General features: G+C 56.5%; 24 protein-coding genes. 4 read left to right on the forward strand and 20 right to left on the reverse strand.

What is annotated here, in order from left to right:
• Window positions 1-180: 180 nt before the first annotated feature.
• Window positions 181-825, reverse strand: a complete 645-nt coding sequence (locus tag BQ7382_RS06920) for a flavodoxin domain-containing protein (RefSeq protein ID WP_077391392.1) — start codon at window positions 823-825, stop codon at window positions 181-183.
• Between the two features lie 248 nt (window positions 826-1,073).
• On the opposite strand from BQ7382_RS06920, the gene BQ7382_RS06925 reads away from it, so the two are divergent.
• Window positions 1,074-1,397 carry an ATP-binding protein gene (locus tag BQ7382_RS06925; RefSeq protein ID WP_077391393.1) on the forward strand — a complete coding sequence of 108 codons (324 nt, stop codon included), beginning with the start codon at window positions 1,074-1,076 and terminating at the stop codon, window positions 1,395-1,397.
• A 29-nt stretch (window positions 1,398-1,426) separates the two neighbouring features.
• Here BQ7382_RS06925 and rlmD read toward each other — a convergent pair whose 3' ends face one another.
• The 11 genes from rlmD to BQ7382_RS06980 form a co-directional block, all read right to left on the reverse strand.
• Window positions 1,427-2,914 (reverse strand): 23S rRNA (uracil(1939)-C(5))-methyltransferase RlmD, encoded by a 1,488-nt coding sequence (rlmD, locus tag BQ7382_RS06930; protein WP_077391394.1) that lies wholly within the window; start codon window positions 2,912-2,914, stop codon window positions 1,427-1,429.
• A complete protein-coding gene (gene whiA / locus BQ7382_RS06935) occupies window positions 2,901-3,875 on the reverse strand; it encodes a DNA-binding protein WhiA (protein ID WP_077391395.1) in 975 nt (324 codons plus the stop codon). Before whiA ends, rlmD begins: the two co-directional genes overlap by 14 nt.
• Window positions 3,875-4,753, reverse strand: a complete 879-nt coding sequence (gene rapZ, locus BQ7382_RS06940; protein WP_077391396.1) for an RNase adapter RapZ — start codon at window positions 4,751-4,753, stop codon at window positions 3,875-3,877. Before rapZ ends, whiA begins: the two co-directional genes overlap by 1 nt.
• Window positions 4,750-5,538 carry a PHP domain-containing protein gene (locus BQ7382_RS06945; protein ID WP_077391397.1) on the reverse strand — a complete coding sequence of 263 codons (789 nt, stop codon included), beginning with the start codon at window positions 5,536-5,538 and terminating at the stop codon, window positions 4,750-4,752. The genes rapZ and BQ7382_RS06945 overlap by 4 nt, the downstream gene beginning before the upstream one ends.
• 45 nt (window positions 5,539-5,583) lie before the next feature.
• On the reverse strand, window positions 5,584-6,546 hold the full coding sequence (murB, locus tag BQ7382_RS06950; protein WP_077391398.1) for a UDP-N-acetylmuramate dehydrogenase: 963 nt from the start codon (window positions 6,544-6,546) through the stop codon (window positions 5,584-5,586).
• 9 nt (window positions 6,547-6,555) lie between these two features.
• A complete protein-coding gene (locus BQ7382_RS06955) occupies window positions 6,556-8,022 on the reverse strand; it encodes an AI-2E family transporter (RefSeq protein ID WP_077391399.1) in 1,467 nt (488 codons plus the stop codon).
• Between the two features lie 156 nt (window positions 8,023-8,178).
• Complete coding sequence (locus tag BQ7382_RS06960; RefSeq protein WP_077391400.1) at window positions 8,179-8,451, reverse strand: DUF3343 domain-containing protein; 273 nt, start codon at window positions 8,449-8,451, stop codon at window positions 8,179-8,181.
• Between the two features lie 21 nt (window positions 8,452-8,472).
• Window positions 8,473-9,057: a sulfurtransferase-like selenium metabolism protein YedF gene (gene yedF, locus BQ7382_RS06965; RefSeq protein ID WP_077391401.1), complete on the reverse strand. Its 585-nt coding sequence runs from the start codon at window positions 9,055-9,057 to the stop codon at window positions 8,473-8,475.
• A gap of 299 nt (window positions 9,058-9,356) precedes the next feature.
• Window positions 9,357-10,379 (reverse strand): 3D domain-containing protein, encoded by a 1,023-nt coding sequence (locus tag BQ7382_RS06970; RefSeq protein ID WP_077391402.1) that lies wholly within the window; start codon window positions 10,377-10,379, stop codon window positions 9,357-9,359.
• 50 nt (window positions 10,380-10,429) lie between these two features.
• Window positions 10,430-11,869, reverse strand: coding sequence for a nicotinate phosphoribosyltransferase (locus BQ7382_RS06975; protein WP_077391403.1), 1,440 nt, complete (start codon window positions 11,867-11,869; stop codon window positions 10,430-10,432).
• Between the two features lie 36 nt (window positions 11,870-11,905).
• Window positions 11,906-12,187, reverse strand: a complete 282-nt coding sequence (locus BQ7382_RS06980; RefSeq protein ID WP_077391404.1) for a hypothetical protein — start codon at window positions 12,185-12,187, stop codon at window positions 11,906-11,908.
• Between the two features lie 285 nt (window positions 12,188-12,472).
• On the opposite strand from BQ7382_RS06980, the gene BQ7382_RS06985 reads away from it, so the two are divergent.
• The 3 genes from BQ7382_RS06985 to smpB are packed head-to-tail and all read left to right on the forward strand — an operon-like array spanning window position 12,473 to window position 14,783.
• Window positions 12,473-13,720, forward strand: coding sequence for an RluA family pseudouridine synthase (locus BQ7382_RS06985; RefSeq protein ID WP_159437256.1), 1,248 nt, complete (start codon window positions 12,473-12,475; stop codon window positions 13,718-13,720).
• A gap of 12 nt (window positions 13,721-13,732) precedes the next feature.
• Complete coding sequence (gene lepB, locus BQ7382_RS06990; RefSeq protein WP_077391406.1) at window positions 13,733-14,287, forward strand: signal peptidase I; 555 nt, start codon at window positions 13,733-13,735, stop codon at window positions 14,285-14,287.
• Between the two features lie 25 nt (window positions 14,288-14,312).
• Window positions 14,313-14,783 carry an SsrA-binding protein SmpB gene (gene smpB, locus BQ7382_RS06995; RefSeq protein WP_077391407.1) on the forward strand — a complete coding sequence of 157 codons (471 nt, stop codon included), beginning with the start codon at window positions 14,313-14,315 and terminating at the stop codon, window positions 14,781-14,783.
• Between the two features lie 271 nt (window positions 14,784-15,054).
• Here the strand turns inward: smpB and BQ7382_RS07000 are convergent, their stop codons facing one another.
• The 8 genes from BQ7382_RS07000 to BQ7382_RS07035 all read right to left on the reverse strand — a co-directional run bounded on the left by BQ7382_RS07000 (window position 15,055) and on the right by BQ7382_RS07035 (window position 25,990).
• On the reverse strand, window positions 15,055-15,732 hold the full coding sequence (locus BQ7382_RS07000; RefSeq protein WP_077391408.1) for an HAD family hydrolase: 678 nt from the start codon (window positions 15,730-15,732) through the stop codon (window positions 15,055-15,057).
• Between the two features lie 121 nt (window positions 15,733-15,853).
• Window positions 15,854-17,413 (reverse strand): glycosyltransferase family protein, encoded by a 1,560-nt coding sequence (locus BQ7382_RS07005; RefSeq protein WP_144082104.1) that lies wholly within the window; start codon window positions 17,411-17,413, stop codon window positions 15,854-15,856.
• Window positions 17,383-18,906, reverse strand: coding sequence for an accessory Sec system glycosyltransferase GtfA (gene gtfA, locus BQ7382_RS07010; RefSeq protein ID WP_077391410.1), 1,524 nt, complete (start codon window positions 18,904-18,906; stop codon window positions 17,383-17,385). The genes BQ7382_RS07005 and gtfA overlap by 31 nt, the downstream gene beginning before the upstream one ends.
• 18 nt (window positions 18,907-18,924) lie before the next feature.
• Window positions 18,925-21,258, reverse strand: a complete 2,334-nt coding sequence (secA2, locus tag BQ7382_RS07015) for an accessory Sec system translocase SecA2 (RefSeq protein ID WP_077391411.1) — start codon at window positions 21,256-21,258, stop codon at window positions 18,925-18,927.
• Window positions 21,255-21,704: an accessory Sec system protein Asp3 gene (gene asp3 / locus BQ7382_RS07020; RefSeq protein WP_077391412.1), complete on the reverse strand. Its 450-nt coding sequence runs from the start codon at window positions 21,702-21,704 to the stop codon at window positions 21,255-21,257. The genes secA2 and asp3 overlap by 4 nt, the downstream gene beginning before the upstream one ends.
• 1 nt (window position 21,705) lies before the next feature.
• Window positions 21,706-23,199 carry an accessory Sec system protein Asp2 gene (gene asp2 / locus BQ7382_RS07025; RefSeq protein ID WP_077391413.1) on the reverse strand — a complete coding sequence of 498 codons (1,494 nt, stop codon included), beginning with the start codon at window positions 23,197-23,199 and terminating at the stop codon, window positions 21,706-21,708.
• The gene (gene asp1 / locus BQ7382_RS07030) at window positions 23,165-24,775 is read right to left on the reverse strand and encodes an accessory Sec system protein Asp1 (protein ID WP_077391414.1); all 1,611 of its coding nucleotides are present in this window, start codon (window positions 24,773-24,775) and stop codon (window positions 23,165-23,167) included. Before asp1 ends, asp2 begins: the two co-directional genes overlap by 35 nt.
• 21 nt (window positions 24,776-24,796) lie before the next feature.
• Entirely contained in the window at window positions 24,797-25,990 is a 1,194-nt protein-coding gene (locus tag BQ7382_RS07035) for a hypothetical protein (protein ID WP_077391415.1), read from the reverse strand.
• Window positions 25,991-26,049 lie beyond the last annotated feature (59 nt).

Here is a 26,049-nt window from a genome sequence, read left to right on the forward strand (position 1 = left end):
GTCTTTCTCATTTCGCACCTCCCTGCGTTTCCCCTTCGCAAAGGGGTAAATGTCTCAATGCCCGAAAGGAGATCACTTCCTTCACCTGCATTATAGTCTCAGGGATATATTTGGTCAATACCCCAAATTTTTTATTTGTTTTTAGGGTGTATTGACAATTTAATTATATTTTTTATGTTGTCACTTTCTCATCCTGCGCAGAGTATGCTGGAGGATGAGAAGCGGCGTGGCGATGGAGATGCCCGCGGCCACTTCTGCTGCGGTCTTCACCACCTTGTCCTCAGGATCCTGTGGTGAGTTTCCTGATCCGCCTGACGGCGGCAGGTTCGCCACCATCCCGGCCCTTCCCCCTTCCTCGCTTCTCTCGGACTCAAGGCGATCCATCATCTCATTGTAGAAATTCACCGCACTGCGGATCTCCTTGAAGGACGGGTGTCTCTTGCCGCCTGTCTTTCCAGGCATCGAAACACTGCCCCTGCAGCTGTAGACTCCCGCGACGCCGGCGCCCTTTTTCTTAGCCTCCTGCATGAGAGGTTTTACGTAGGACGACCTGCCGGAACCGCTGGTACATACGAAAAAGACCTTTTTCCCCCTCGGAAGATCCCGCTCAAGTATCTTCATGACGGACCGGTCCGGGCTCCCGTAGTATATCCCGGAGGCGAAGCCGATGACGTCGTAACCTCTGAGATCAACGTGCTCCACGGATCTGGCGTTGTAAAGGTCTATATCATTTCCCGCGGCGATGGCGTCTACGAGTATACGGGTGTTACCCTTGAACTTAGAGGCGTAGACGATGGCCGTCTTCATTCTCTCATTCTCTTCCATAACTCCTCCTGCCGGGGATCCCGTATGTATCTCATATCGTGAGAAAGGCCCCGGACGATACAGCCTTAGGGATACCACAGGAGAGAGTATGTGTCAAGGATATGGACCGCGAACGAGCCGGCATGGCGATGCCCCCCTTCCCCATTTGCTACTTTACAATATTGCCGCCTGTCGCAAAATTGTAAAGTACTGCTTTACGATTTTATTGATTTCTGAAAAATCGTAATGTTTCTCTGAACAGCATCCGGGTGTCCGGAAACCGGTATGATGTTACGCACAACCTGGAAAACATCGTCCTGAACGAATTGATCTACCTGGGATACGAAGTGACTGTGTTCGACAACAGAGGGAGGGCGATCGACTTCAGAGCGACAAAAGGCGACAAGCTGTACCTGATCCAGGTCGCCTACAGCGTTGCAGAAGAAAAAGCCTATGACAGGGAGTTCTCCGCATTTGCGGGGATCGATAACACGGCGAAAAAGATCATCATCACAAACGATGATATCGATTACTCGACCAGCACAGTATACCATTACAAGCTCAGGGATTTTCTTCTGATGGATGAGCTGTAAAGACCTGCAGCACGACAGTACCTCCAGTCCTACCGCCTCTTCAGCACGCTCACGCACTCGATCTCCGTCGTCCAAGGGAACATGTCGAAGGGCGTCGTCTCCACGAGATCGTAGCCCAGCTCCCTGAGCCTCGCCACGTCTCTGGCCATGGTCCCCGGATCGCAGGAAACATAGACGATGCGATCAGCCCCGGTGGATGCGGCGGAAGCCAGCAGGTCGGGATCGCATCCCTTCCTCGGCGGATCCAGTATCACGATGGAACCCGACGCGTCCTTCCAAGGGATGCCGAAGGTGTCCTTGATGGCCTGGGAGAGAGCATCGGCGGAGCTATCAGAGTCATCAGCCCCACCAGACCCGGCGGCCTCGTCGAGTTCCCTCATGAGTCCCGGCATTACCTCCTCTGCTTTTCCACGATAATACCGCGCGTTCACGATCCCGTTGATCACCGCGTTCCGGTTTGCGTCCACCACGGCGGACTTCACGGTTTCGATGCCAACTATATATCTGCACCTGTCCGCCAATGGCAGGCCCATGGTGCCGATGCCGCAGTAAAGATCGAAGAGTATCTCATTTCCATCCGGCCGGGCATAGTCATACACCCGGGTGCACAGGTTTTTCATCTGCAGAGGGTTCACCTGGTAAAAGGCCAGTGGCGAGATCTCGTATTTCACCGAGCTCTTCATCCCCGGCTCCCGGAACTCCACCTCGTCCACTATGGTCGGCGACCCGGCGATGGTGATCACCTTGTCGGAAAAGTCATACAGGCTCTTGTTCCTGTTCACGTGTAGCACTACGCTGGCCAGGTAAAAATCGTCGTCGGCGTCTTCCACGGCCTGGTCCATCGCTTCCACGAGCGCTTCTGCGTGAGGCAGGCGGCTGTCCGCTCCGGTCAGCACCACCATCATCTGGCCCGTTCCGAAGGCACACTTCACCGTGACCTCCCTGAGGAATCCCTTTCCGGACCTCCCGTCGTAACACGAGATCGATCTGTTATTTATAAATTTACGTATCTCATTGATAACGGCCATCACAGATACCGGCAAAAGCTGGCAGTCCTCTATATCTGCTATGTCGTGACTGCCCCTTTTGTAGAATCCGATATGGCCAGATTTTACTGCAAAGACACCCTTGTTCCTGTACCTGCCGGTCATGGGCGACGGCACCGTGTCCCTGACGACAGGATCCTGTACGCCGCCGATCCGGCTGAGCTTGTTCCGGACCTGTGCGGCCTTCAGCTCCAGCTGCTTGTCATAGTCCAGCTCCCGGAATGAGCACCCGCCGCATTCTTCAGAGTACGGACATTCGGACTGCCGGCGAAACGGAGAAGGCTCCACGACCTCCACGACCTCCGCCGAGGCGAATCTCTTTTTTGCCCGGGTGACCCTGGCGTCGACCACATCTCCCGGCAGAGCCCCGTTCACAAAAACGGCAAGGCCCTCTGCCCTGCCGAAGCCCTTGCCTTCATCACTGACATCGGTGATCTCGAGACGGATCACCTGTCCCTTATTCATCTCCATTTTCTTTTCCCTCAAACTCCTGTGCCAGTTCTCTTATCCTCTTGAATCTCTTGTTCACGCCGCCCTTCTGGATTGGCGGGTCCAGCGCCTCGCCGATCTCAGTGAGGCTGGCCTCCGGCCTCTCCAGCCGCAGCACGGCCACCTGGCGCAGCTGCTCCGGGAGCTCGTCCAGAGACATGTGCTCCTGGATCATTCTTATGTTCCTGACCTGCTCTTCTGAGGCGTTCAAAGTCCTGTCCACGTTTGCGTTGTCGCAGTTGGCGATCCTTGCAGCCTCTCCCTTTATGCCCCGGCCGATCTTGATATTCTCGAACTCCAGCATGGCACCGCTGGCTCCCATGATGCCCATCATGTCGCCGATGTAGTCGGCCTTCTTGATGTACACCACCCAGTCGCCGCCCCTTTCGGTGATGCCGGCGCTGAGGTCGGTGAAGGATCCGATGAGCTTCTTGAGATCCAGGGCCACCTGATGGCTGTCCAGTACGAACTCCATGTGGTATCCCTTGTGGGGGTCGGAGATGCTGCCGCACCCCAGGAAAAGGCCTCTTATATACGCCCTCTTGCACCCCTTCGTGCGGACGATCGGCTGGTAGATGCCGTCCGACAGGTAGTCGTTGCCCTCACGGATGAGCATCATGCCCGTCTCCCGGAGGATCTGCTCGCTCTTGTCCTCCGGCCGTATCCTGAGGGAATACCGGTAGCCCTTTTCGCTGCGGCCCGGCACCTGGGAAAGCCCCACCTCGAGCCCCGGATTGCAATCGAAGTAGTCGCGGATCAGCTTTTTGTAGTGGCGTGCTACCGCCGGGTTTTCCGTGGCCGCCAGGATGGAGAACTTTCCGCCACCCGCCAGGCGCAGGCTGCCGGACACCCTGAGGAACCCGGAGATCTCCGCCAGCATGTGATCCTTGTTTTCCACGTTGAGCCGCGACAGCTCCCCCTTGAGTTCCGACGAAAAGGACACTACTTCCCAGCTCCCTTCTTCACATAGCCCAGGTCTCTGTGGTTCACGGTGACCCTGTAGCCCTGCTCTTCAAATATCCTCGCCATCTCGTTGGCGACCGCCACCGACCTGTGATGGCCCCCGGTGCACCCGAAGGCGATGTTGAGATGATACTTTCCTTCCTTGATGTACCCCGGTATCAGGGTGTTTATCAGCTTGTCGGCCTGACTGATGAAATCCTTCGTGATGTCGAATTTCATGACGTAGCTGCTCACCTTCCTGTTGTTCCCGGTGAGTTCCCTCAAACTGTTCACGTAAAACGGGTTCGGGATGAACCTCATGTCGAAGGTCATGTCCGTCTCAGTCGGGATACCGTATTTGTATCCGAAGCTGGTGATGTTGATGTTGAAGCGGCTGCCGCTCTCGTTGCCCAGGAAGATCCTGTTCATCTCCATGTTGAACTCGGCGACCTTCTTCTTGGTGGTGTCGATCACCACGTCGGCCTTTTTCCTGATCGGCTCCAGCTCCTGCCGCTCCTTCTCGATGACCTCTCTGGTCGCCTTGCCGCTGGTGAGCGGATGCTGGCGCCTGGTCTCGTTGTACCTGTGGACGATGGAGTCGGTGGATGCCTCTATGAAAAGCACGGTAGTCTCCACGTTGTCGGCCTTCCGCAGGTTGTCGATGCAGGTCTCCAGGTCCTTGAAAAAGTTCTTTCCCCTCAGGTCCGCGACGAAGGCGGCCTTTTCGATGCCGGTGTCTCCCGCGGAGGTGAGTTCCAGAAAATTCGACACCAGCGCCGGCGGCATGTTGTCGATGCAATAGTACCCCTGATCCTCGAACCAGTCTGCCGCCTTGGTCTTGCCTGCGCCGGACATTCCGGAAATGATCACTACTTTCATAGGTCCTCCTCCCGTTCCCTCAGATTCACTATCCTTCCGGGGTCGATCCCCCCTTCAATGGCCCTTGCCACGCTGGCCGCGTATCTGCCGACGTGCTCGGGCCTGTGGGCGTCGCTGCTAATTACGAAGCTCACGTCGAACTTTCCTGCCACTTTCAGATCCTCCACTGTCATGTGGGTATGACGGGCGTTTATCTCCATCCAGATCCCCTGTTCCTCGCAGGTCCTGGCGATAACGGCAATATCGAAAGGGCCCTTGTCGCCCGGATGGGTGAGGATCCAGATCTTGTTGGACTCCAGGGCGTTCACTGTCATCTCGGTGTTGATGGCTCTGAGGTGCTCACGGCTCCCCGACGGCCTGCCGAATTTCGAGTCGATCATGTTCCTCGGCATGTGGCACCCTGGCAGACCGTAGTGGTAACCGCAGTTCACGAAGTCGAACTGATCGAACCACTCAGGCTTCACGTCCAGGCCGTTCGGTTTATTTGCGACTATGTTCGCCTCGACACCCAGCCAGATCTTCACCTCGGGAAAACTCTTCTGCGCTTCCTCTATGTCCCGTCTCACCTTAGGGATGTCCCTCATGCTTATTCCGTAAAATCGGTGTCCCGGCCCGTGATCGGTGATGGCGATCTCCTTCAGGCCTCTCTCCGCCGCTACCCTCACGTTGTCCATGACCTGGCCCTTGGCGTGCCTGTACGGCCCCATGTGGGAATAGATGGTGTGGGTGTGGTAGTCGAAGGTGAGGCACCACTTTTTCCTTATCGTATCCAGATCCGTGTTCAATCCGTCCTCCTTTTTTCAGAGAATTACCTGTCCGGTCTGTTCAGGTCAGAACCGCTCGTTGAGCTCCGTCCCGTCCCTTCCTATGATGCGCACCTCGGGCTCCAGACGGATGCCGGAATCCTCCAGCACCTTGTCCCTCACCTTTTCCATGAGCGTCACCACATCTCTGCAGGTGGCACCACCGGCGTTTATCACGAAGCCAGAGTGTTTTTCGGATACCTGTGCGCCTCCCACCGAAAAGCCCTTGAGACCGGAGTCCTGGATAAGCGCCGCGGCGTATCCTCCCGACGGTCTCTTGAAGGTGCTCCCGGCACTTGGAAACTCCACCGGCTGCTTTGCGTTTCTCTTTCTGTTCAGCTCCGCCATGGACGCCTTTATGGCGTCGCGGTCTCCCTTTTCCAGTGCGAAGTCGGCGGACAGGACGATCAGCCCCTCATCCTGCACCGCGCTGTGCCTGTAACCAAAGTCCATGTGTTCTGCGTCTCTGGTAAAGGTCTCGCTGCCGTCGGCCCTCATGAGTCTAACGGAAAGCACGGTGTCCTTCATCTCTCCGCCGTAGGCTCCCGCGTTCATGTACACGGCCCCTCCCGTGGAGCCGGGTATACCGCAGGCGAACTCCAGTCCTGTCAGGCTGCTTTCCGCCGCAAAGGCGCTGAGCCTGGACAGGCGAACCGCACTTCCGGCCCTGATGACGGTCCTGTTCTCGGGAGCACCGCTCTGATCGGGGAGCTCCAGCTTCATGAAGTCGCCGTCGAGGAGGATCACCACTCCGTCGTACCCCTCATCGCTGAAGAGGATGTTCGAGCCGTTTCCCATCAGCATGTGCTGGATTCCCTCGGACGTGAGGAGGCCGAGCAGAGCCGAAAGCTCCTCTTCTGTCGCCGCCCTCACCAGCAGCTCCGCAGGGCCGCCGATCCGGAATGTGGTGTGTCCGGACAGCGGTTCATTTTCCAGTATCCTCTCCTCCGGTATGCGGAGGGCCATTATCTTCTGTTTGATGTCTGTCATCTCTTTGTATTACTCCTTTGGGCGGGAGATCACCTCGTCGGTGTCCTCAATTCCGAATTTCGAGAAGTCGTAGTACCCGTCTGTAGCGGAAACTCTCTCTTTTTTCTTCAGGCGCTTTATGGCTATCTTGTTCACGTACTGGTATATCACCGCGAACACAGGAACGGCCAGTGCCATTCCAAGGAAGCCAAAGAGACCTCCGCCTATAAGGACGGATATCAGCACCCAGAAGCTGTTCAGGCCGATGGCGTCCCCCACTATCTTCGGGCCGATGACGTTTCCGTCCAGCTGCTGGATGACGAGTATCATTATTGCGAAGTATACGGCCTGCATCGGGTCTCCCTGGATCAGAAGGAGGCAGAAAGAAGGTATCGCCCCCAGGAAAGGTCCGAAGAATGGTATCACGTTGGTCACTCCTACGATGACGCTGATGAGCAGAGCCAGAGGCATGTTGAATATGCTCATCACCAGGAAGGTGAGGATGCCGATGACGAGCGCGTCCAGGATCCTTCCGACTATGAAGCCGATGAACGTCGTGTTTATTATGTTGGCGAACTCATAGAGATTCCTCGCCGTTCTCTCCGAGAAGTTTGCTGACGTGATCTTCCTGGCGATGGCGCACAGCCTCTCCTTGTAGTTGAGAAGATAGATGGCGAGAAGCATTCCCACGAACACGTCGATGATGGTGCTCACAAATGCGAATATCTGGTTGGAGACCACCGCGGCGATGCTTGTGGCGTGTTTTTTGAGGATGTTCGTCTGCACCCAGGTGATTATCGCCGTTCCCCCTGAGTTCGATATCTCGTCGATCTTCTTGACCACGGCAGGGTATTTAGACAGGTGATGATGTGACCACCTGGCGAATGTCTCGAGCCTGTGCGGCGCAGTCTCGACCAGGTTCATCATGGTGGAGACTATCTGGGGCATGACCGTGTACATGAGAAGAGCCGCAGCTCCCAGGACGATGGCGAGACAGCACACCGACGCGATCACTCTCGCCCTGGACAGCATCTTGTGGTTATCACGGACTTCCTTTTCCTCCTGGGTGATCCCCTTCTTATCGCGCTGTTTCGAAACGGCCTCGTAAACGCCTTTTCTATATCCTGCAGCTCCAGCTCCCGTAAGGATCTCTCGACCCTGGTCGTCAAGTTCATCCCCGGCCCTGGCCACGAGACCCGGGCTGAAAGTTTCTCCTGGCTTCTTGCTGTTCACGACCTCCTTGTGGGCCCTGTTCAACTCTCTGTTTTCCTTGAAAAAAGCATAGCAGTGCCTGACTATCGAATTGTAGATCGGGCACAGAACGAAGGCCAGCAGCACTCCGATGTATACAGGCATCAGCGTGTTGTTGATGCTGTCCACAACAGCACTCAGGCTGGTGGTCTCCATTATCCTCCTGAGTATCAGCAGGAGAGTCCCCGCCAGCAGCAGTGTCCCCGCCGCCTTCACATATGCGCTTCTGAAAAAGTTTCTGAACATTTTCTGTTTCGTTTCCTCCGGTACAGCACTTCATACTGCATATCAAGTAATGATACATCAAATTCCGTAACATTTGAACCCGCACAAGAAAAGGCCGCTCCTTCGAAAAGGAACAGCCTCGTCGTATTCTGCTTTTCGGTCCGCCTCAGCCCCGGTCTACAGTTCAACTTCTTCATAGTCGAAGATCCCGGCCTTCTTGTCGCTGTGGATCAGGTACACCGTGTACTCGTCGGGACTCAGGTCGCTCTCCTTCTCGAAGATCTCCCTGGACTCCCGGAACTTGTCCGGCTGGATCCTCACGGATATCCCGCAGCTGGTGGAAATGGCCCTGGGTACCGGCATGACCGTGCAGTTCAGGGGCTTCATCAGTTTCTCTGTGGAGATTGCTCCATGGGTGGACTCAAAAGTATAAAGATAATATTCTTCCATATGTCAGATGATCATCTGGCCTTACAGTGTGATGACCTTGGATACCTCCTCCATGGCGTTGAGTATGTCGTACATGTTGCTGACAGTGCCCACCTTGCAGTCGTCCTTCAGACCGTAGAAGTTCAGGCATGTTCCGCAGACCAGTACCTTCGTTCCCTTCTCGATCAGGGTGTTCAGGTTGTCCACGATCTGAGGCTCGATGCCCGTCGTCAGCTTTACACCGCCGTTCATGAACAGGATGTAGCTAGGAATGTTGTCCTCCTGCTCGCTGAGGGTGAAAATAGCCATCTTGGCCAGGTTCTGTCCCAGCTCGTCGTCTCCAGTGCCTACGCCGATCTTGTTGAAGAACACGGCATAGCTTCCCTCGTCGTAGTTCTTCGCGTTCTCAGGGATGGTGCCGTCTCCGTCCTCGAATGTCACCAGGAACTTGTCTCCCTCAGGTGCGGAAGTGGCCTTCCTGCCGTATGTATCTCCAAGGCGTGTCAGGTTGTCGATCTGAGTCTGTCCGTCGACCACGATGGAAAGGTCCTGTGTTCCCTTGTCCATCTCCTTCTTTGCCATGATCACTGGAATCGGGCATGCCTTGCCTGCTGCATCTAACTTCATTGGTACTACCTCCCATTGTCTTTATCTGTTCAGGGGCCTGGAAAAAAATTCTTTCGCTATGCCTTCTCTTCCGGCATTCCGGCGGAGAGCGATCCCGCCCCGGTAATAATTTTACTCTAACGCGACCATATGTACACAGCCCGCGGGACGAATAGATTTTTTCTATAATCAACGCAGCGCTGCCGCGCAAACAATAATATCTCCCTCTCGAGGGACTTCAAAAGGCTGCCACATTCCGTCCAAATGCAACAGCCCCGAATAGTAAGATCAGATGTTGATCTGTGGTCACCTGAAACGCATTATTCCAGCACGTACACCTTCACGTGGCGCCGTCCCCATGAAATGCATTCCGCGGTGCTGCGCATGTACAGGTCCACGACATTTCCTTTTACAGCGCCACCGCAGTCGTTTGCTACCGCGAAGCCATATCCCTCTATGTAGAGCTTCGTGCCGTAAGGGATCACCGACGGGTCCACGGCGCAGGTCCCGTACTTGCACAGGCCTCCTGTGGAGCCATGGGCATTTTCACCGGCATAGTATGCGGTGGTGTTCCCCGTGAAGGTCCTCACCACCTTCACCGATCCGGACTGGCCGGTGAGCGAAGTGCCGAGCCTGAGGCCCTTGTTGGTGACTGGGGTCACCACTTCCTTCAGTGTCTTCGAGGTGCCTGTCTCCTTGCCGTCCACGATCGTAGTCGTATAGGTGTAGATGGACTGGCCGTCCTGTCCGTCAGACGAGACCACTTTTCCAGATGCCAGGCTCGGGTCCAGCACCGTGTCCTCTCCCGCTGGCTCGGTCTCGGTGACGTCCTTCGTCTGTGTCTCGACCCTCTGGACCTGTATCTTAGTGTCCTTGTCCACCTCTGTATCCAGTGACGGGGTGATGATGTCGTCATCATCGTATTCGATATTGTTGAACTTGAGGTTGTCAGCGACGGTGCCCTTGGTGAGGTTGAAATCCTCCTCCTGGCCGCCGATGATGGCAGTGGTCTTGATGGACTCCGTGACCTTTACGGTCATGCCGTCCTTCACAGAGTGCTCACGGCAAGGGTAGACCTTGTCCTCGTCGGTGACCTTGATCCCCGCATCCTTGATGGCTCCCGCCACGTCGGAGGCGCGGGTCTCCACCACGTCTTTTTTGTCATCCGATCCGATGGCCGCATAGACCACCGTCACCTGGGACGGGATGATGTACCGGATGCATGCGGTCATCAGAGCCGCCGTGCCCAGGATGAGCATCACCCCCAATACCTTTCTGTGTACGTTCTCTGTGAAGTAGGCCCAGATGTTGAAGTGCCATATTCTGCTAAGTGCTCTTCTCATTGTACCTCTCTTTCTTCCGGCTCCCGATCGGCTCAGGAGCCCCGCAAAAACTACTGCAGAGCGTGGTGCCTGTTCAGCAGCTCGTGCTTCAGGCTCCACAGAGGCTTGGACAGGTCGACGTAGTAGGTCTGCGGGTTCTCGAAACGCAGGGTCTCGCCCCACAGGGTGTCGATCTGCTCCTTGCAGTAAGCCTTGATGTCGTCCAGGGCAGGCGACTTGTAGACGCACTTCCCCTTGTCGAAGATCTGCACGAGGAGCTCCTTCGCTGTGAAGTTCCTGAGTTCCTTCCTCTTCCACACGGCGTGCTCATCGAAGATCTCGTAGCTCTCGTGGTATTTGATAGGGCCTTCTTCCCTCAGTGTTATGACGTCCGCCAGGGCCTTGCCCGTCTCGTTGTCGTACAGGCGGAACACGTTCTTGAATCCCGGGTTGGTGATCTTCTCGATGTTCTCGGAGATCTTCATCTTAGGCTCCATCACGCCGTTCTTCTCGATGGCGGCCAGTTTGTACACACCGCCGAAGACAGGCTCTGACTTCGATGTGATCAGCCTCTCGCCCACTCCGAAGGAGTCGATCTGTGCCCCCTCCATTATCACGTCCCTGATCAGGTACTCGTCCAGGGAGTTGGAGATGACGATGGAACATTCCTGAAGGCCCTCTTCGTCGAGGATCTTCCTGCACTTCTTGGTGAGGTAGGCGATGTCTCCGCTGTCGATCCTTATTCCCATCTTCGCAGGCTTCAGCTCCTTGAACACCCTGATGGCGTTAGGAAGTCCCGACTTCAGCACGTTGTAGGTGTCGATGAGGAGCACCGCGTTGTCCGGATATATCTCCGTGTACGCTTTGAACGCCTCGTATTCGCTGTCGAAGGTCTGGACCCAGCTGTGAGCCATGGTCCCGAGGGCGGCCACGCCGTAATCCCTGTCAGCTATGGCGCAGGCAGTTCCCGCACAGCCCGCTATGTAAGAAGCCCTGGCGCCGTAGATGGCTGCCGATGCCCCCTGGGCTCTCCTGCTTCCGAACTCCATGATAGGACGCCCCTGAGCCGCCCTCACTATCCTGTTGGACTTGGTGGCGATCAGGCTCTGATGATTGATGGTCAGCAGCAGCATCGTCTCCACCAGCTGGGCCTGTATCAGAGGTCCCTTCACAGTTACGATGGGCTCGTGAGGAAATATAGGCGTGCCCTCCGGCACCGCCCACACGTCGCAGGCGAATTTGAAGTTCTTGAGGTACTCCAGGAATCCATCGCAGAACTGGTGCTTCGATCTCAGATAGTCGATGTCCTCCTGGGAAAAGTGGAGATTGTCCAGGTATTCGATGAGCTGCTCCACGCCGGCCATGATGGCGAATCCCCCGTCATCAGGCACCTTGCGGAAGAACATGTCGAAGCAAGCTTCGCTGTCTCTTACATCAGACTGAAAATAACCGTTGGCCATGGTGATCTCGTAAAAGTCCACCAGCATGGTCAGGTTCTTTGTTTCTATCATGGTTCTGTTCTCTCCTTAAAATGAACGATAGAACGCCTAGGCCATAACCTCTACAGGCGAGTCCGGAGACTCCGGCAGGGCTGATGTCTCCTGAGATGAGGAAGTACTGTTCTTCTGCTGTGCCATTACGGCCGGGTAGTTCAGGATGGCCTGGAGCCTCCACGCCACCAGGAACGCCGCCACCAGTATGATCACCACCGCCAGGAGTATGTCGTTGTAATCGTGGATCCTGTCTCTGAAAGAACCCTTCTTCTTACTGCCATGGCTGCGGCCGGTCCGCCGGTCCCCAGATCCTGCGCGCCTGTCTCTTCTGGACATTCTCTCCTCCTTATCTCAAAAAACTCTGCGTATACTTTGTCAAGTATAACCCTTATGCAAATTCTTTGCAAACTCTCTAAGCCTTGAATTTGCAATGCTGCGCCACTAGTGATAGAATTTACAGACGATTGCGGCCTCCGTGCCGGCGGCGCCACGCTGTGTTGTGGCCCGCCCCGGAAAAAGGGACGATATGTTGCCGGATCTTTTCCGGTCATGCGTGACCGGCCCGTGCCGCCAGCAGAAGCATCAAACACGACGATCGATATATCGGACTTTGCATATATTATGAAAGAATTTACCATCGGGCCTGACGACGGCGGCCAGAGGCTTGACCGCTTCCTCCGGAGATACCTGTCCGGCGCCGGCCTCGGATCCATCTACAAGATCATCCGGAAGGACGTGAAGGTCAACGGACGCCGGGAGAAGAAGGAATACATTCTCCAGGCCGGGGATACGCTGACGCTGTACATTGGAGACGCCACGCTGGAACAGCTCACCGGCGATACCGGTAAGGCCGGCGCCGGGACCCGCCGCGGAGGGCGGCCGGGCAACGCAAATTCCCGGAAGGCCCGCAGGAACTTCAAGATCATATACGAAGACGAGAACATCCTCATCGCGGACAAGCCCTTCGGGCTGCTGACCCACGGCGACAGCCACGAGAAAAAGAACCATCTCGCCAACCAGGTCCTGGACTACCTCATCGAGACCGGACAGTACGACCCGCGGGGCTCGCGTACTTTTTCCCCTGCTCCCGCCAACAGGCTCGACAGGAACACCACCGGGCTGGTCCTCTTCGGGAAGAACGCCTCTTCTCTCCGTGCACTGAACGCCATGATCCGGAACGGAGGCATCCACAAGTACTACGAGACCGTGGCCTTCGGGAACATCCCGGAGCCGATCATACTGGAAGGCGCCCTCACCAAGAACGAGGAGCAGAACCGGGTGAAGGTCTCGGGTGTCCAGGTAAAAAAAGCCTCTGATCCCGCCTGCGCCGGCGGTTCTCCCGACACGGACCGGGATGCGAAGGGCTCTGCAGATCTCTCCGGCCTCAGAGGGCATGTAAATCCGGACGGCTCCCGGAACATACGGACCGTAGTCACGCCGGTAAAGCACTTTTCCGATTCCACCCTGCTGGAGATCCGCCTGGAGACCGGCCGGACCCACCAGATCAGGGCCCACCTGGCGTCCATCGGCCACCCTCTGGCCGGGGACTTCAAATACCAGACCAGGGCATCCGCAGGCTTCGACCGCAGACTCAAGGAGGCCACCGGGCTCTCCACCCAGCTCCTCCACAGCGCGAGGCTGGAGTTCTGCGATTGCACGGAACCGCTGGAGTACCTGGAGGGCCGGGAGTTCACGGCGCCTCTGCCGCCGGGTTTTCAGAGGGTCCTTGGGTTCCTGGAAAAAGGAGATGCCGGTCCTGTGAAGGGCAGGCGAGCCGGGCGATCGGACAGGTATCGGGAGCCGGACGATCCAGGCGCAGATTACCGTGGCAGGAAAAAAGCAGAATTTACAAAAAGGAAAGACAGATAAGGAAACAGATAAATGAGTGATCCCAGCACGACAACACAGAAGAGACCGCCATCGGTCACAGTAAGCCTATTGAAAGATATCCTGATAGCCGCTATCATCGCGGCGGCGATACTCTTTTTCATAAGGCCTACCATCGTGAAACAGACATCGATGCAGCCGACGCTGAACCCCAACGACTACCTGATAATGTACAAACGCGCGTACGTTCATCATCAGCCTCAGCGGGGGGATATCATCATTTTCCAGTCTCAGCTGCTGGATGACCGCGGCCGGGAAAAGCTGCTGATAAAACGTGTCATCGGCCTTCCGGGAGACACGCTCACGATCACCGACGGCAAGGTCTACATCAACGGCAAGGAATACGACGAGCCGTACCTTAAGGACGGTTACACTCCGGGCGAGATCTACGACTATACCGTCCCCGATGGGCAGTATTTTGTAATGGGAGACAACCGTGTAGTCAGTGTGGACAGCCGCAGCAGTGAGGTCGGCACAGTCGCGGCCTCTGCCATCAAGGGCCGGGCGGTGGTCCGGCTGTATCCGTTCAACCAGATAACGAAGCTGTAGGAGATCCCTGCAGCAGGAGCGCATCATGGCAAAAAAAGGAAGAAAGCTCGTGGCGGCTAACAAAAAGGCACGCCACGATTATTTCATAGAAGAGACTTACGAGGCCGGGATAGTTCTCACCGGCACGGAGATAAAATCGGTGCGGGCAGGCAAGGTCAGCATCAAGGAGAGTTTTGCAAAGGTGGAAAACGGCGAGCTGATAATATACGGCATGCACATTTCCCCGTATGAGCAGGGCAACCGCTACAACGTGGAACCGCTGCGGCCGCGAAAGCTCCTTCTCCACAAAAAGCAGATAATGAAGCTCATGGGCCAGACAAAGAACCCGAGCCTCACCATAGTGCCCCTTTCCATGTACATCAACGAGGACGGCCGTGCCAAGGTGGAGATCGGCCTGGCCAGGGGCAAGAAAAACTACGACAAGCGAGAATCCATCGCTAAAAAAGACGCCGCGCGGAAGATGGACAGAGCGATCAAGGATTCGCGGCGGCGGTGACGGGCGCAGCTGAGGCAATCGGCGCAGCTTAGGCAATCGGAGTAGCTGATGTGACCGGCGTAGTTGATGATCGATCATAACGCTTAGTAAAATGATGCGGGCATCTGTACCCTTCGCTTTTATTCATTTGATGAAATTGCGAGGGTACAGATGCCTTTTTGTTATTCACGGGTCGTGGGCTCTGGGGGCGATGTCTGGCACGGGCACGAGAACTAGAGCTAGTGCTGGCACAAGTGTAGGGGCTGGCCGGAACGCCGATAAAACGCCTCTTTTACTGGAAAACTGATTTGTTCACCTTGTCCACCACGGCCGGGAAGTCCGCGGCGGAATCGATGATCATGTCTGCGTGGTAGTCCTCCAGCTCTTTTCTCGGCCTGAAGCCCCAGGTGACCCCAACCGTGAAGAGTCCTGCGTTGTGACCTGTCATCATATCGGTGTTGGTGTCGCCGAAGTACAGGGCTTCAGACTTCTTCACGCCGAAGATGCCCAGGATCTCGAATACCCCCGTCGGGTCCGGCTTGATCGGGATCCTGTCGGTCTGGCCCTGGACGTGATCGAAGATGCCTTTTCCGAAAATGGTCTCGACGACGTTTATCGCGCTGTTGTGAGGCTTGTTGGAAAAGACCGCCAGCTTTATCCCCCTGCGCTTCAGCTCGTGCAGCGAATCAACCACGTGGGGATACGGCTCCACCTGGTACAGTGGATCCTCGTCCATCCACTTCCTGCACATCGGGAGCCCATCCTCCAGATGTGAGGCGCCGGCGTCTCCGGACGCGATGAGCGCCCTCTCCAGGGCGTTCTTGATCCCGTCACCCGCAAAATAGTTGAACTTTTCCACGGGCTGCTCCGGCAGTCCGTAGTACTTCAGCGTCATGTTGATGGGTCTGGCGATGGACGCCTGAGTCCTTGTCAGAGTACCGTCAAGATCGAAAATACATGCTTTTATCATAATAATCTCCAGTTTCTTTTTTCGACTCTCGAATCCCGGCTTCCGAATTCCGGTTTTCGAATCTCCATCTCGCAGGTGCTGCCTGTGCGGCGACCGCCTCATGTCTCCAGATGCCGCGCCGTCAGCGAATCAGCGCCCGGTACGCCTCAGCCTTCTCCGCCATGGCCCCCCGCCGCTGCAGCTCGAGACGCTCATCCATCTTTTCCGGGTGATCCGCCACCTGCCGGAGAGCGGCGCAGAGCGCACCTTTTTCCTGAAAAACGTTCTCCTCCCCGGTGAAGGCCCTGCGGTGCATCGTGTTCCTGAAGGCCAGGATCAGCTGATCGTTCAGGAAGGCCTCCTTCACCGATGACAGGATCTCGCCGCCGTGATTGATGTCAAGGTAGATGTCGCACCTGTCCATGAGCTGGCGGACCTTAGACTCCCAGGCGACGGGATAGAGCCTGACGTTCGGGTATTTTCCGAAAGCCATCAGGCGGCTCGACATCTCCGTCACCGCCGCGATGTGGAACGTCAGATCAGGGAACTCCGTGACCAGGGTGTCCAGATCCCTGATCTGGTCCGAGTTGGTGCAGATGAGGATGTTCTTAGAATAGCGGTTTTTCCTCCTGAGATCGTAGGCGAAACCCATCGGGCGCAGCATGCACTCCGGCGAGCCCGGCACGCGCCGCGGGTCGGATGCACCCGGGTCCAGGAGGCCGTCGGCCACGCAGAGTTCCATCAGCCTGTTACAGCTCTCCCTGTTCTGGACGATGATGAGATCCGTCTTCGAGCGTCCCTCCAGGATCATGCGCATGTTCCCGGGGATGTCGTCACGGGGGCCCTCCTGCCAGAATAGGATGTTGCCGCGTCTGCCGCCTATGCCGCCTCTGCCAGCTCTGCCGCCTATGCCGCTATCGGTGCCATCGGTACCGGCTGGCCTTTTCAGGTCTTCAGTCACGAAAAGGGGCACCGACAGAGAGTTATAGAAAAAGGTGCTGCCTTCCAGGCCGGCTTCCCGAAGCATTGCGGCGGCCATGGCCGGGAGGCCCTTGAAAAGACGTGTCTTTTCGCCCTCGCCCCAGCCGCTGACGATTATGTCGCCTGTGACGAAGTTCTCCACTATACGCTCCCTACCGCGCCGGTCGAACCAGGAACGGCAGAACTTTTTTCCGCTCCTGTTGAAGACCGTTCTGGAATATATGTACCCCTGGCGGTCGTAGTGGTCGGTGAAGGCCACCATGCCGTTCTCGCCGAGCCAGTCCACGTCGCTCACCAGGCGATGGCCCTGCTCTTCGGAATAGAAGATCTTTCCCCGCAGGCGGTGGAGATCCTTCACCTCTCCCGAGGCCGAGCTCCCGCTGATCTCCCAGTACTCCGGGCACTCGATCTGGTCGAAAAACCGGGCTTTTCCCGGAGTCCATCCTGCGTGGTTCAGGGCATAGCTCCTTCCGGATGGATCCGCCGAACTCCAGGGAGCCTGAGCCTCATCGGCCTCCTCTGAAAACCACTGGTACACCGACATCACGTCATCCGGCAGAAAGCCGCCGCCCGAGATCACGAACACCGGGCCGGAAAAGCCCGCAAGGCGAAAGGACTTTTTCAGCGCGTCCGCCAGCTCGTCGTAGTGGTCCAGCAGAAGCACGCCCTGCTCGCGGCCCTTTTCCATCTCTATATTTCTCCAGCTAAAAGCCTCTCCCATCTCCTCATCACCTTTTCCGTCAGATACTCCGAAGCCACCTGATAGGACTTTTCCCGGAAAGCCCTGCGGCCGTCCCCAGAATGAGTGAAGAACTTCTCCACGGCCCGCGCCAGGGCCTCCACGTGATCGTTCACCGACATTTCGTCGGTCACAGGGATCAGATATCCGTTCTCCCCATCGCTGATGAACGTCGGATCGCCGTATGGCACGTCGAATCCGATGATCGGCAGACCGCTGCCCACCGCCTCCATGAGGCTGAGGCCGAATCCCTCGCTTGTGGATCCGGAGAGATACAGCTCGTAATTCCTGTAGACGTCCGACATGTCATGCTGACCCATGAGGCGGATGTACCCTCCGGCCTGGTTTTCCTTGATAAGATCGCGCAGGCTGTTGTACTCACCGCCGGCACCGTATATGTCGAGTGTCAGCTCCGGGAACTTCTCCCGGGCAATGACGCAGGCCCTGATGACCCAGTCGAGGTGCTTTTCCGAGGCAAGCCGCGACGCTGTGACGATGGAAAAAGGCCTCCGACCTTCGCAAGTCCCCGCGCCGGTCTCCGGATACGTGAGCTTTTCCAGGCTTCCCACCGGGATGGTGCAGATCGCGGGCGCCTCCCCCACGTATTTCAGGAACTGCTCCCTCATGAGATCCCTCTGGGCGTCCGTGGACGTGATGAAAAAGCTGATATGCCTGTACATCCTGAAGGAATACTCGTAGTAGTTGTTCCACAGTATATAGTCGTCCGTGGTGTTCCCGGCGCTGTAGTGGTCGGCGTGTACAACGATCCCGGTCCGTGCGTCACCGCAGTTTTCAAGGATCGCCTGGCCGATCCCGGTCGTCCTGTCGATGATCGCCACATCGTCACCGGTCATGTTCATCCGGCGGGTCATGTATCCCACCAGCTCTTCCTTGGAAAAGAGGATCTCGTCAGGGAAGCGATACACCGGCTCCTGCCCGTCGAGGTACTCTTCGTAGGCCGTGGTCCCGTCGGTGTTGAAAAATCTCCTCATGTACAGATGGGCCTTCCCGTCCAGCGGCGCATAGTATTCAGTATACAGTCTGCCTCTCGTGAAGTAGTCCTTCCTTATGAGAAAGCCTCCTGACACGTATTCCACCCTGTGCAGACGGTTGCAGTTCTCATCCACGAAATACAGGGTGCAGAAGTCCCCGCCGCCGTTGAACACCAGCCGGCCAGTCCTGCCCGTCCTGTTAAATCGAAAGTCCTGATCCGCCAGGGTCTTTTCGAAGTCCTCCAGCGTGTATGTCACCGGAGCGATCTTCTGGTCAGTAAAGAATGTATACAGCCAGATCACCTCATCATCCCGGAACCCCAGGTTGCTCGTGTAATGCTGGATGTTCTCCTGGGGGAACATGTCCGTAAAAACGAACCGGGCCGGCTCCCCCAGCTCCCGGAAGATCCGGCAGCGGTACAGCTGGGCGTATTCCACCCCGCTGGAGGCCCACCCGATCCCAAGATCAAAGTTGTATATCATATGAAGGCTCCTTAATTCCTAAGGAAATACAATATTCATCCTGCCGTCTTTTCCAGTTTGCGGGTCGCCCAGGAAGAAGTTCCTGACGATCTTCTTCTTCATGGTCTTCTTCATGTCCCCGAAAGACTGGTAGGCCTCGCGGCTGTACTCGAAAATAGGGTTCCGCTGGGCCGTGCCCCTCGTGGTTATGGCGTACTGGAGCTGCTGCAGGTAGTCCACCTCGTCGATCCAGCAGTCGTCAAGGGCATTCAGGATGCACTGCCTGAGGTACTCCTGAAGCTGCTCCTCATCCTTGAACATCGCCGTCTTCCTGTCGTACAGCTCGTCGGCGTAGTTTTCAAGACGCTCCAGCAGCCTCTGCCTGTCGGACCTGGAGCGCCCCGGTTCGGGAAGCTTTTCCGGATCCAGTTCATAGGTGAGGTTGTCAAGAGCGAACCGGGTGAGCTCGCCGTGGGTGAGCTTCGGGTTTTCGTCCATGAAGATCCTGAGGTCATCGATGATGAGTCTCCTGACCACGTCCTTCTGGATGGTGTCCCTGTCCAGCAGCCTGTCCCTTGCCCCGTACAGGATCTCACGCTGGCGGCGGAGGATCTTGTCGTAGCGGACGGACTGCTCTCTGGAAGAAACGCTCTGCTCCACCATTGTCTTCTGGGCGCCGTTGATCAGCCGCCGCAGCTTTCCCTGGGAAATGTGCCGCTCACCGTCGATGTACGGAGCAGTCTTTTCCCCGGTCATGGCCGTGACCACCTCGTCTTCAAGAGAGACGAAGAACTGGCTGGAACCGGGATCTCCCTGACGGCCCGCCCGGCCTCTGGCCTGCCGCTCGAGGCGCAGGTTCTCCATCCTTCCGATACCTATCACCGCAAGGCCCCCGAGCTCCTGTACTCCATCCTGGAGCCTGATGTCGGTGCCGCGGCCCGCCATTCCGGTGGATACCGTGACCGCGTTCATCTGGCCCGCCTCGGCTATGATCTCGGCCTCCCAGTACGCGTTGTTGGCGTTGAGCACGCTGTGCGGCACCTTGTGGTCCACGAGCATCCTGGAAAAGATCTGCGTGTCCTGTATGGTGGCGGTCACCACGAGGACGGGCTGTCCCGCGCGGTGTCGCGTGAGGGTCTCCTCGAGAGCCGCCTCGAACTGCTCCTGAGCGGATGCGAAGAACCGGTCCTTCCGGTCCACCCGCTGCACTTTTTTCCTCGGAGGGACCACGAACACCAGCTTGTGATAAACGTCAAAAAGCTCTCTCTTCGCGTCGGAGATCGTGCCGCTCATGCCGCACATCTTCGGGAACATGAGGAACAGGTTCTGGTATGTGATCGATGCCACCGAGCGCTGCTCCTGGGAGAGCTTCACGTGCTCCTTTTCCTCCAGGGCCTGGTGTGCGCCTCCCCGGAGCTTCATCCCCGGAAGGCTGCGGCCGGTGCTGTTGTCCAGCAGGACGATCTCCCCGTCGTCGGAGAGCATGTAGTCGCTCTGTTTCTCGAAAAGGACGTGCGCCCTCAGGGCCAGTGTCACATGGCGGTTGATCTCGAAGTTCTCGTGGGCGTAGAAGTCCGATATCCCGAAGAACCGCTCCGCGTATTCCACTCCCCGGTCGGTGAGCCACACTGACTTGTCTTCCTTCTCGTAGTCCCTGTCCTCCTTGAGGGTGGTCACGAAAAAGTCGGTCATGGCATAGAGGTTGGACTGGACCCTCGGGGATCCCGATATCACCAGAGGCATCTGGGCCCCGTCCAGGAGGACTGAATCAGCCTCGTCGATTATCACGAAGCAGAATTCCCTGAGGAACCTGTCCTCCGCCCTGTCCACCAGGTTGTTCAGCAGGTAGTCGAAGGCCAGGATACTGTGTGTGGTATACAGGATGTCCGCGGCGTAGTTTTCTTTTTTCTGTGCGTTCGTCAGGGGTTCTCCAGGTTCCCGGGGAACTCCCGCCCGCTCAGTGAGGCCCATGAAGCTGAAAACGGGTCTCAGGTCGTCGGCATCTCTGGAGGCAAGGTACTCGTTGGCGGTGACCAGTATGGTGCTCTTTCCCGTCAGGGCATTGAGATAGAGCGGCAGCGTCGCCATGAGGGTCTTCCCCTCTCCTGTGAACATCTCCGCCAGATAACCCTTGTGGAGCGCTATCGCCCCCAGTATCTGGACGTCGTATGGCATGGTCCCCAGTATACGCCTGTCCGCCTCACACATGGCCGCATAGGCCTCCGGAAGGATCTGATCCGTGGTCTTCCCGTCCTTGAGCTGAGCCTTCAGCTTTGCCGTCATCCCCTGGAGATCCTCGTCCGTCATGGACCTCATGGTGCCTTCAAGAGACTTTACTTTTTCCAGGATCTTGTATATGCGTCTGTCTTTCATGACTGATCCGTTCTTTCTGTAATGGTGATGGAGTGGAACCGGAAATGATGGGCGCCGGCGCAGATGAGCTGGGCCTCATAGCTGTAGGCCTTGAGCGGGCATCGGAGATCCATCTCAGCGCCGTCCATGATCACCTGCCCTGCCTCTTCTCCGTTTTTTCCACGGAAGACGAACCTCAGAAGGATCCCTTCCGGCACGTCGCACTCGATGTCAGCAGAGACGTGATACCGTCCCTCTCCATCGATTATAGGCAGAGAAGGCTCGATGCGCCCCGCCTGATAATTCACCCTTGAATACCAGGTCTTGATGACGGTCCCGGGAGGCATGAGCTGGTTCCTGAACTCCACGTCCTCCCTGCTGTGGAACGTGATCTCAGACCCATAGAGGTATGCGTCGTTGACGAACTCGTTCCAGTATATTTTCCAATGCTTGATGCGTTCTGTCATTTCAGTTCTGCTTCCTGTCGTATTCATCCCGCAGGATCCTGTTGTACTGTCTCAGGAACCAGCCCACGATTCCCGAGGTGTCGTCGTTGTGCCTGCCGTGAAGGCCCCGGCCGATGACCCTGGCACCCTTTCCCTTTACCCGTGAAAGGAGCTGCTGATAGGCCGTCATGTCGTAGTCGTCCTCGATCATGTACGCCGCACACATTGTCCGCCCCGACCAGTCGGTCTTGTCGAACCGTTCCCAGAATCGTTGATTCATCTTGTCTATGGCCTCCTGATCCAGGCCTCCGTACTGCTTCCACATGACGTCCAGAGAGGTCGGGAACCCGCCCGGACGGCTGAGCCGCTCGGCTTCGGCCATGTTCCCCAGGCTCACCAGCGGCTTGCCGACTATCAGATAGGCCGGCCTTATCATGGTGCCGTAGTAAAGGGCCCCGAAGGTGCCCATGGAGAGCCCTGAGAAGATCACCTGGTCGTTGTTGAATCCCAGGTTATTCATGCATTCCAGAATATAGTTCCTGAGTTTGTCCTCGTATTCCTGAGAGCCCAGATAGAAGGCACCTCCCTCAAGCCTGGCCTCGCTCACCAGGATGAACGGACACCCCATCCTCCTCATCATGCGGTATCCCTCGAATCCCTCCATAGTCTTATACCCCGAGAAATACACGCACAGCGGCGGCTTCAGGTCCCCCGGGTCCATGTAGGCGAAGATCTCCTCTCTGTCGCTCGTCACCATGCGGCGGCTTCCCGGGAAAAAAGTACCAACGCCCCGGCGAGACCAGCGGTCGTGGAGAGACGTTATCCTCAGAGTTCCTCTGCCCCTCGCATGGAGGCACACGAACACCGGGCCTGCCTCCCGGCCCTCGATGGTCACCGGCTTTTTCATGTCTTCCTCTGTGAAAGTCCAGGTATCTTGAACAGAAGACACGCTTCCGCTGACGAACTGGATGATCTCCATCCGGATCTCAATGGCTCCTTCTTTCCTGTACTCGAGCCAGAAGTCTATGGCCTGGTTTTTTTCCACCGGGATGTTCCCCTTCCAGAAGACTATCTGTTTGAAGCCATCTCCGAAGTCCCCCTTCAGGACCGCCTCGGTGTATCCGTGCCAGCAGATGCTTCCGCGAAAATCCGGAGATATGCTCATGCTGTGAGAGTCGAATTTCTCCCCGTACGGCCTGCCGTAGTAATTCGGGAGCCAGTCACGGAGGAAGGTCTCCAGGTCTTTTCCCATGAGCTTCTTGCCGCAGCGGCTCCTGATGAGAAACTTCATTTTTTCTGAAACCGGAACATCACTCAGCACGAAAAGGCAGTGGGCCCTCACGATCCTCGCGAGTATGTCCGACTCTTCGTCTGAAAGGACCCTGTCTATTATCGCTATGTCGTACTCCGGGTCCTTCACGGAGAGCTCCGGCTCGTAATTCCATTCAGCCTCAGGGCAGATCTCGAACCTCTGGGAAAAATCAGTTCTGCCCAGCTGCAGTGCTGTTATCTTCAACGCTCTGAAGCACCTCCTTCCAGGCCTTTACCAGCTTGTCCGTGGTGAACTGGTCTCCCAGGTCGTAGGACGCGATCTGGGCTTTGTTGTAGTTGGCGATGCTGCTCAGATAAGTATCCAGCGCATCCGGCAGATCCACTATGTCTCTTATCACCAGTCCGTTCCTGCCGTCCTTCATATAATCAGTCTCCATCGCCGTTATCTGTGGTATCCCCATACTCATTGCAGCGATCTGAAGAAACTGGTCAGGGATCTGCTGGAGATCCACCACCAGGCGCTGTTCTCTCAACGTTCTGCTCACGGACATCTCGTCCACGCACTGGGCCACGGAGAACACAGAGCGCACCTGTCCCACGGAATCTATGAGGTTCTCGGAAACACCCTTGTCGTCTCCCGCCAGTTCAGGATCGAGGCCGGCCTTCTCAAGGGCTCTCCTGCTCTTTTCCATGAGATTTCTCCTGGCGCTGTAGCCCGCTGATCTGGTGAAGAGGCAGACCCTGGCCCGACTGTTCACGTTCTGTATGTACGCTCCGAGGGCCGCGGCCATATCGTCGAACAGTTGATCTTCAACGCCGTCCACAGCGACCATGATGTTCTGCACCCTGAGCTGCTGGCTGATGCCGAACTCTACCCTGGAATCGTAAGGGGTGATCACCTTCAGCTTAACGCCCCCGGCTTCTGGATGTTTCCTGATCCTGTCAGCCGTCTCCTTCTTATCTGCCACTATATAGTCCGCATACTTGAGGAGCTGGCTGTCGGTCTCTCCGATGCCGTGCTCTTCCATGCGGCGGCCGAAAAAGGACAGCACCAGCTTGTGTTCTCTGAACGCCCTGAGCAATATCCCGGAGTGGAGCGGATCCATAGCAGCTATGAAAATATCCTCTTGCCAAACGTCCTCCAGGTGTTTTCTCAGGACCTCCTCGATCATCTCCTCGATATTACCGTATCTTTCCTTTCTGTAAGGGATCTTTTCCCCGTCGTTACCGTAAAACCAGGCGCGCTCCGGGTTGATCACCACATGGCCGTCCTTCAGGAACCTGGCGAATCGCCAGTTTCCCGCCTCGTCGAAATACTGTTCGCGAAAAGAAATGCCTTTTTTGTAGACCACCTGACAGGAGATGAAGCCCCTGTCGTCGTAAATGTTGCTGCAGGTCTTTTCGCCGTCGAACATGTCCACCCTGAACACGTTTCCGTCCTCGGCGAACTCCACCTGAGCGTATTTTTTTCCATCTTTATTGACTATCACCGCGAACGGCGAATATATGAACTCAACTCCCTCCGGCCAGTCCAGATCCCTGAAGGAAAACACCTGCATGTCCTGGCTCTCTATGCCCTGCATGGCGTCGAAGCAGGACCAGTACGGGGCGTGGTACACCCCCTGGCGGTGGAGAAAATGCCGGAAATTCGGGGTGAACCCGAGTATCAGCATCTTGAACGGCGCCACTTTTTTCCTGAAAAAAAGCTGCACCTGCTTTACGGTATCATCGAATTCCGTTACGGATCTGGATCTGTACCAGACCTGCTCTTCCTCTTTCCAGTCATCCTTCTGATACCAGGCAGGGATGAAATACTGCATACGTGCTCCTCGATTCCTGTGCTAGAAAAAGAATTTATACGCGTCGTACCGGCGGTAGGAGGCGATCTCCTGGGCGGTACTGCAGATGATGCTCACCAGTATCATCGCCGAGGATGGCATCATCGCCAGCGGCAGGGACACCTCGCCCCTCAGGACCATGATGAGCGAAAGGGCCATGCCCGCCGCCTGCAGCAGGCCGCTTACCAGGCTGAGCCGCCACACAAGGCTCACAAGATACTTTTTCGTCTTTTCCCCTGCATATACACCTATGATGCTGTCTCCATTTCTCTGGAGCTGCCTTGCGCTCTCCATCGGGTTCAGCATGATGAAGGAAAAGGCTACCGACAGCACGACCACGATCACCAGGTATATGGCTATCCCCTCCGGTTTAGTCATCACCATGTCCTTACGGATCTCGGCCAGCCTGACGTTCTCAGGGAAGATCAGCGTCAGCATGCGGACGAAATACCTTGGGATCACAAAGGCCACCGTGGCGAACATCACCGGCATGATGCCGACAGGATTCCGCTTGTAGGCCATGTAGTTCTGATCGGCGTGTATGTTGTGGATGGACACCCTCTGCAGAGGTATCTTGATGATGGAGTTTTCCATGAAGACCGTTGCCGCAACGACCACGGCACACACCACCATGAGCCTCGGATACCTGAAAAAATGGTTGGCGCTTATGCTCCCGGCCAGACTGGTCAAGATGTTCACCAGAATGATCGGCATGGACGCACCGACGCCGAGATCTTCGTTTTTCATGCAGAGGAAATACGTGATCATGGCTCCTGCGAACATCTCCAGCATGACCACTCCCCTCACAATGGTCTCCGGACCTGCGCCTGGCAAAAGGCTGACGTCCGCCGACTGGATCACGGCCATGAATGCGGCGATGACGACGGTCGTTATGAACATCCACCTGTCGCTCCTCTGCTTGGATATCTTCGCCCTGGCATCGGAGCTCCTGAAGGCCGTGATGATCTGCACCAGCAGGGATGCGTTGATATACGGCATGATGCCCAGAGCCATCAGTGTGTTGTGATACCTGTCGCCGCTGAACATCATGGTCACCATGTACTGGCCATTCATGCCTGACCGGTCGCTGGTGTCGACGCCGTACAGTAAAATGCTTTTTCCGAGCAGGTACACGGCAAGCATAAAAACCGTAAATAATATTCTGTTTCTCAGTTCGTGGGTCTTGCTGCTCCCCATTACTGGTTTCCTTCCTGTTATGACGAACGGATCCCGTGGCACCGAGGCCCGGCACGAGG

Source organism: Mobilibacterium timonense (genome assembly GCF_900155555.1).
GTDB classification, from domain to species: Bacteria; Bacillota; Clostridia; order Peptostreptococcales; family Anaerovoracaceae; genus Allobaileyella; species Allobaileyella timonense.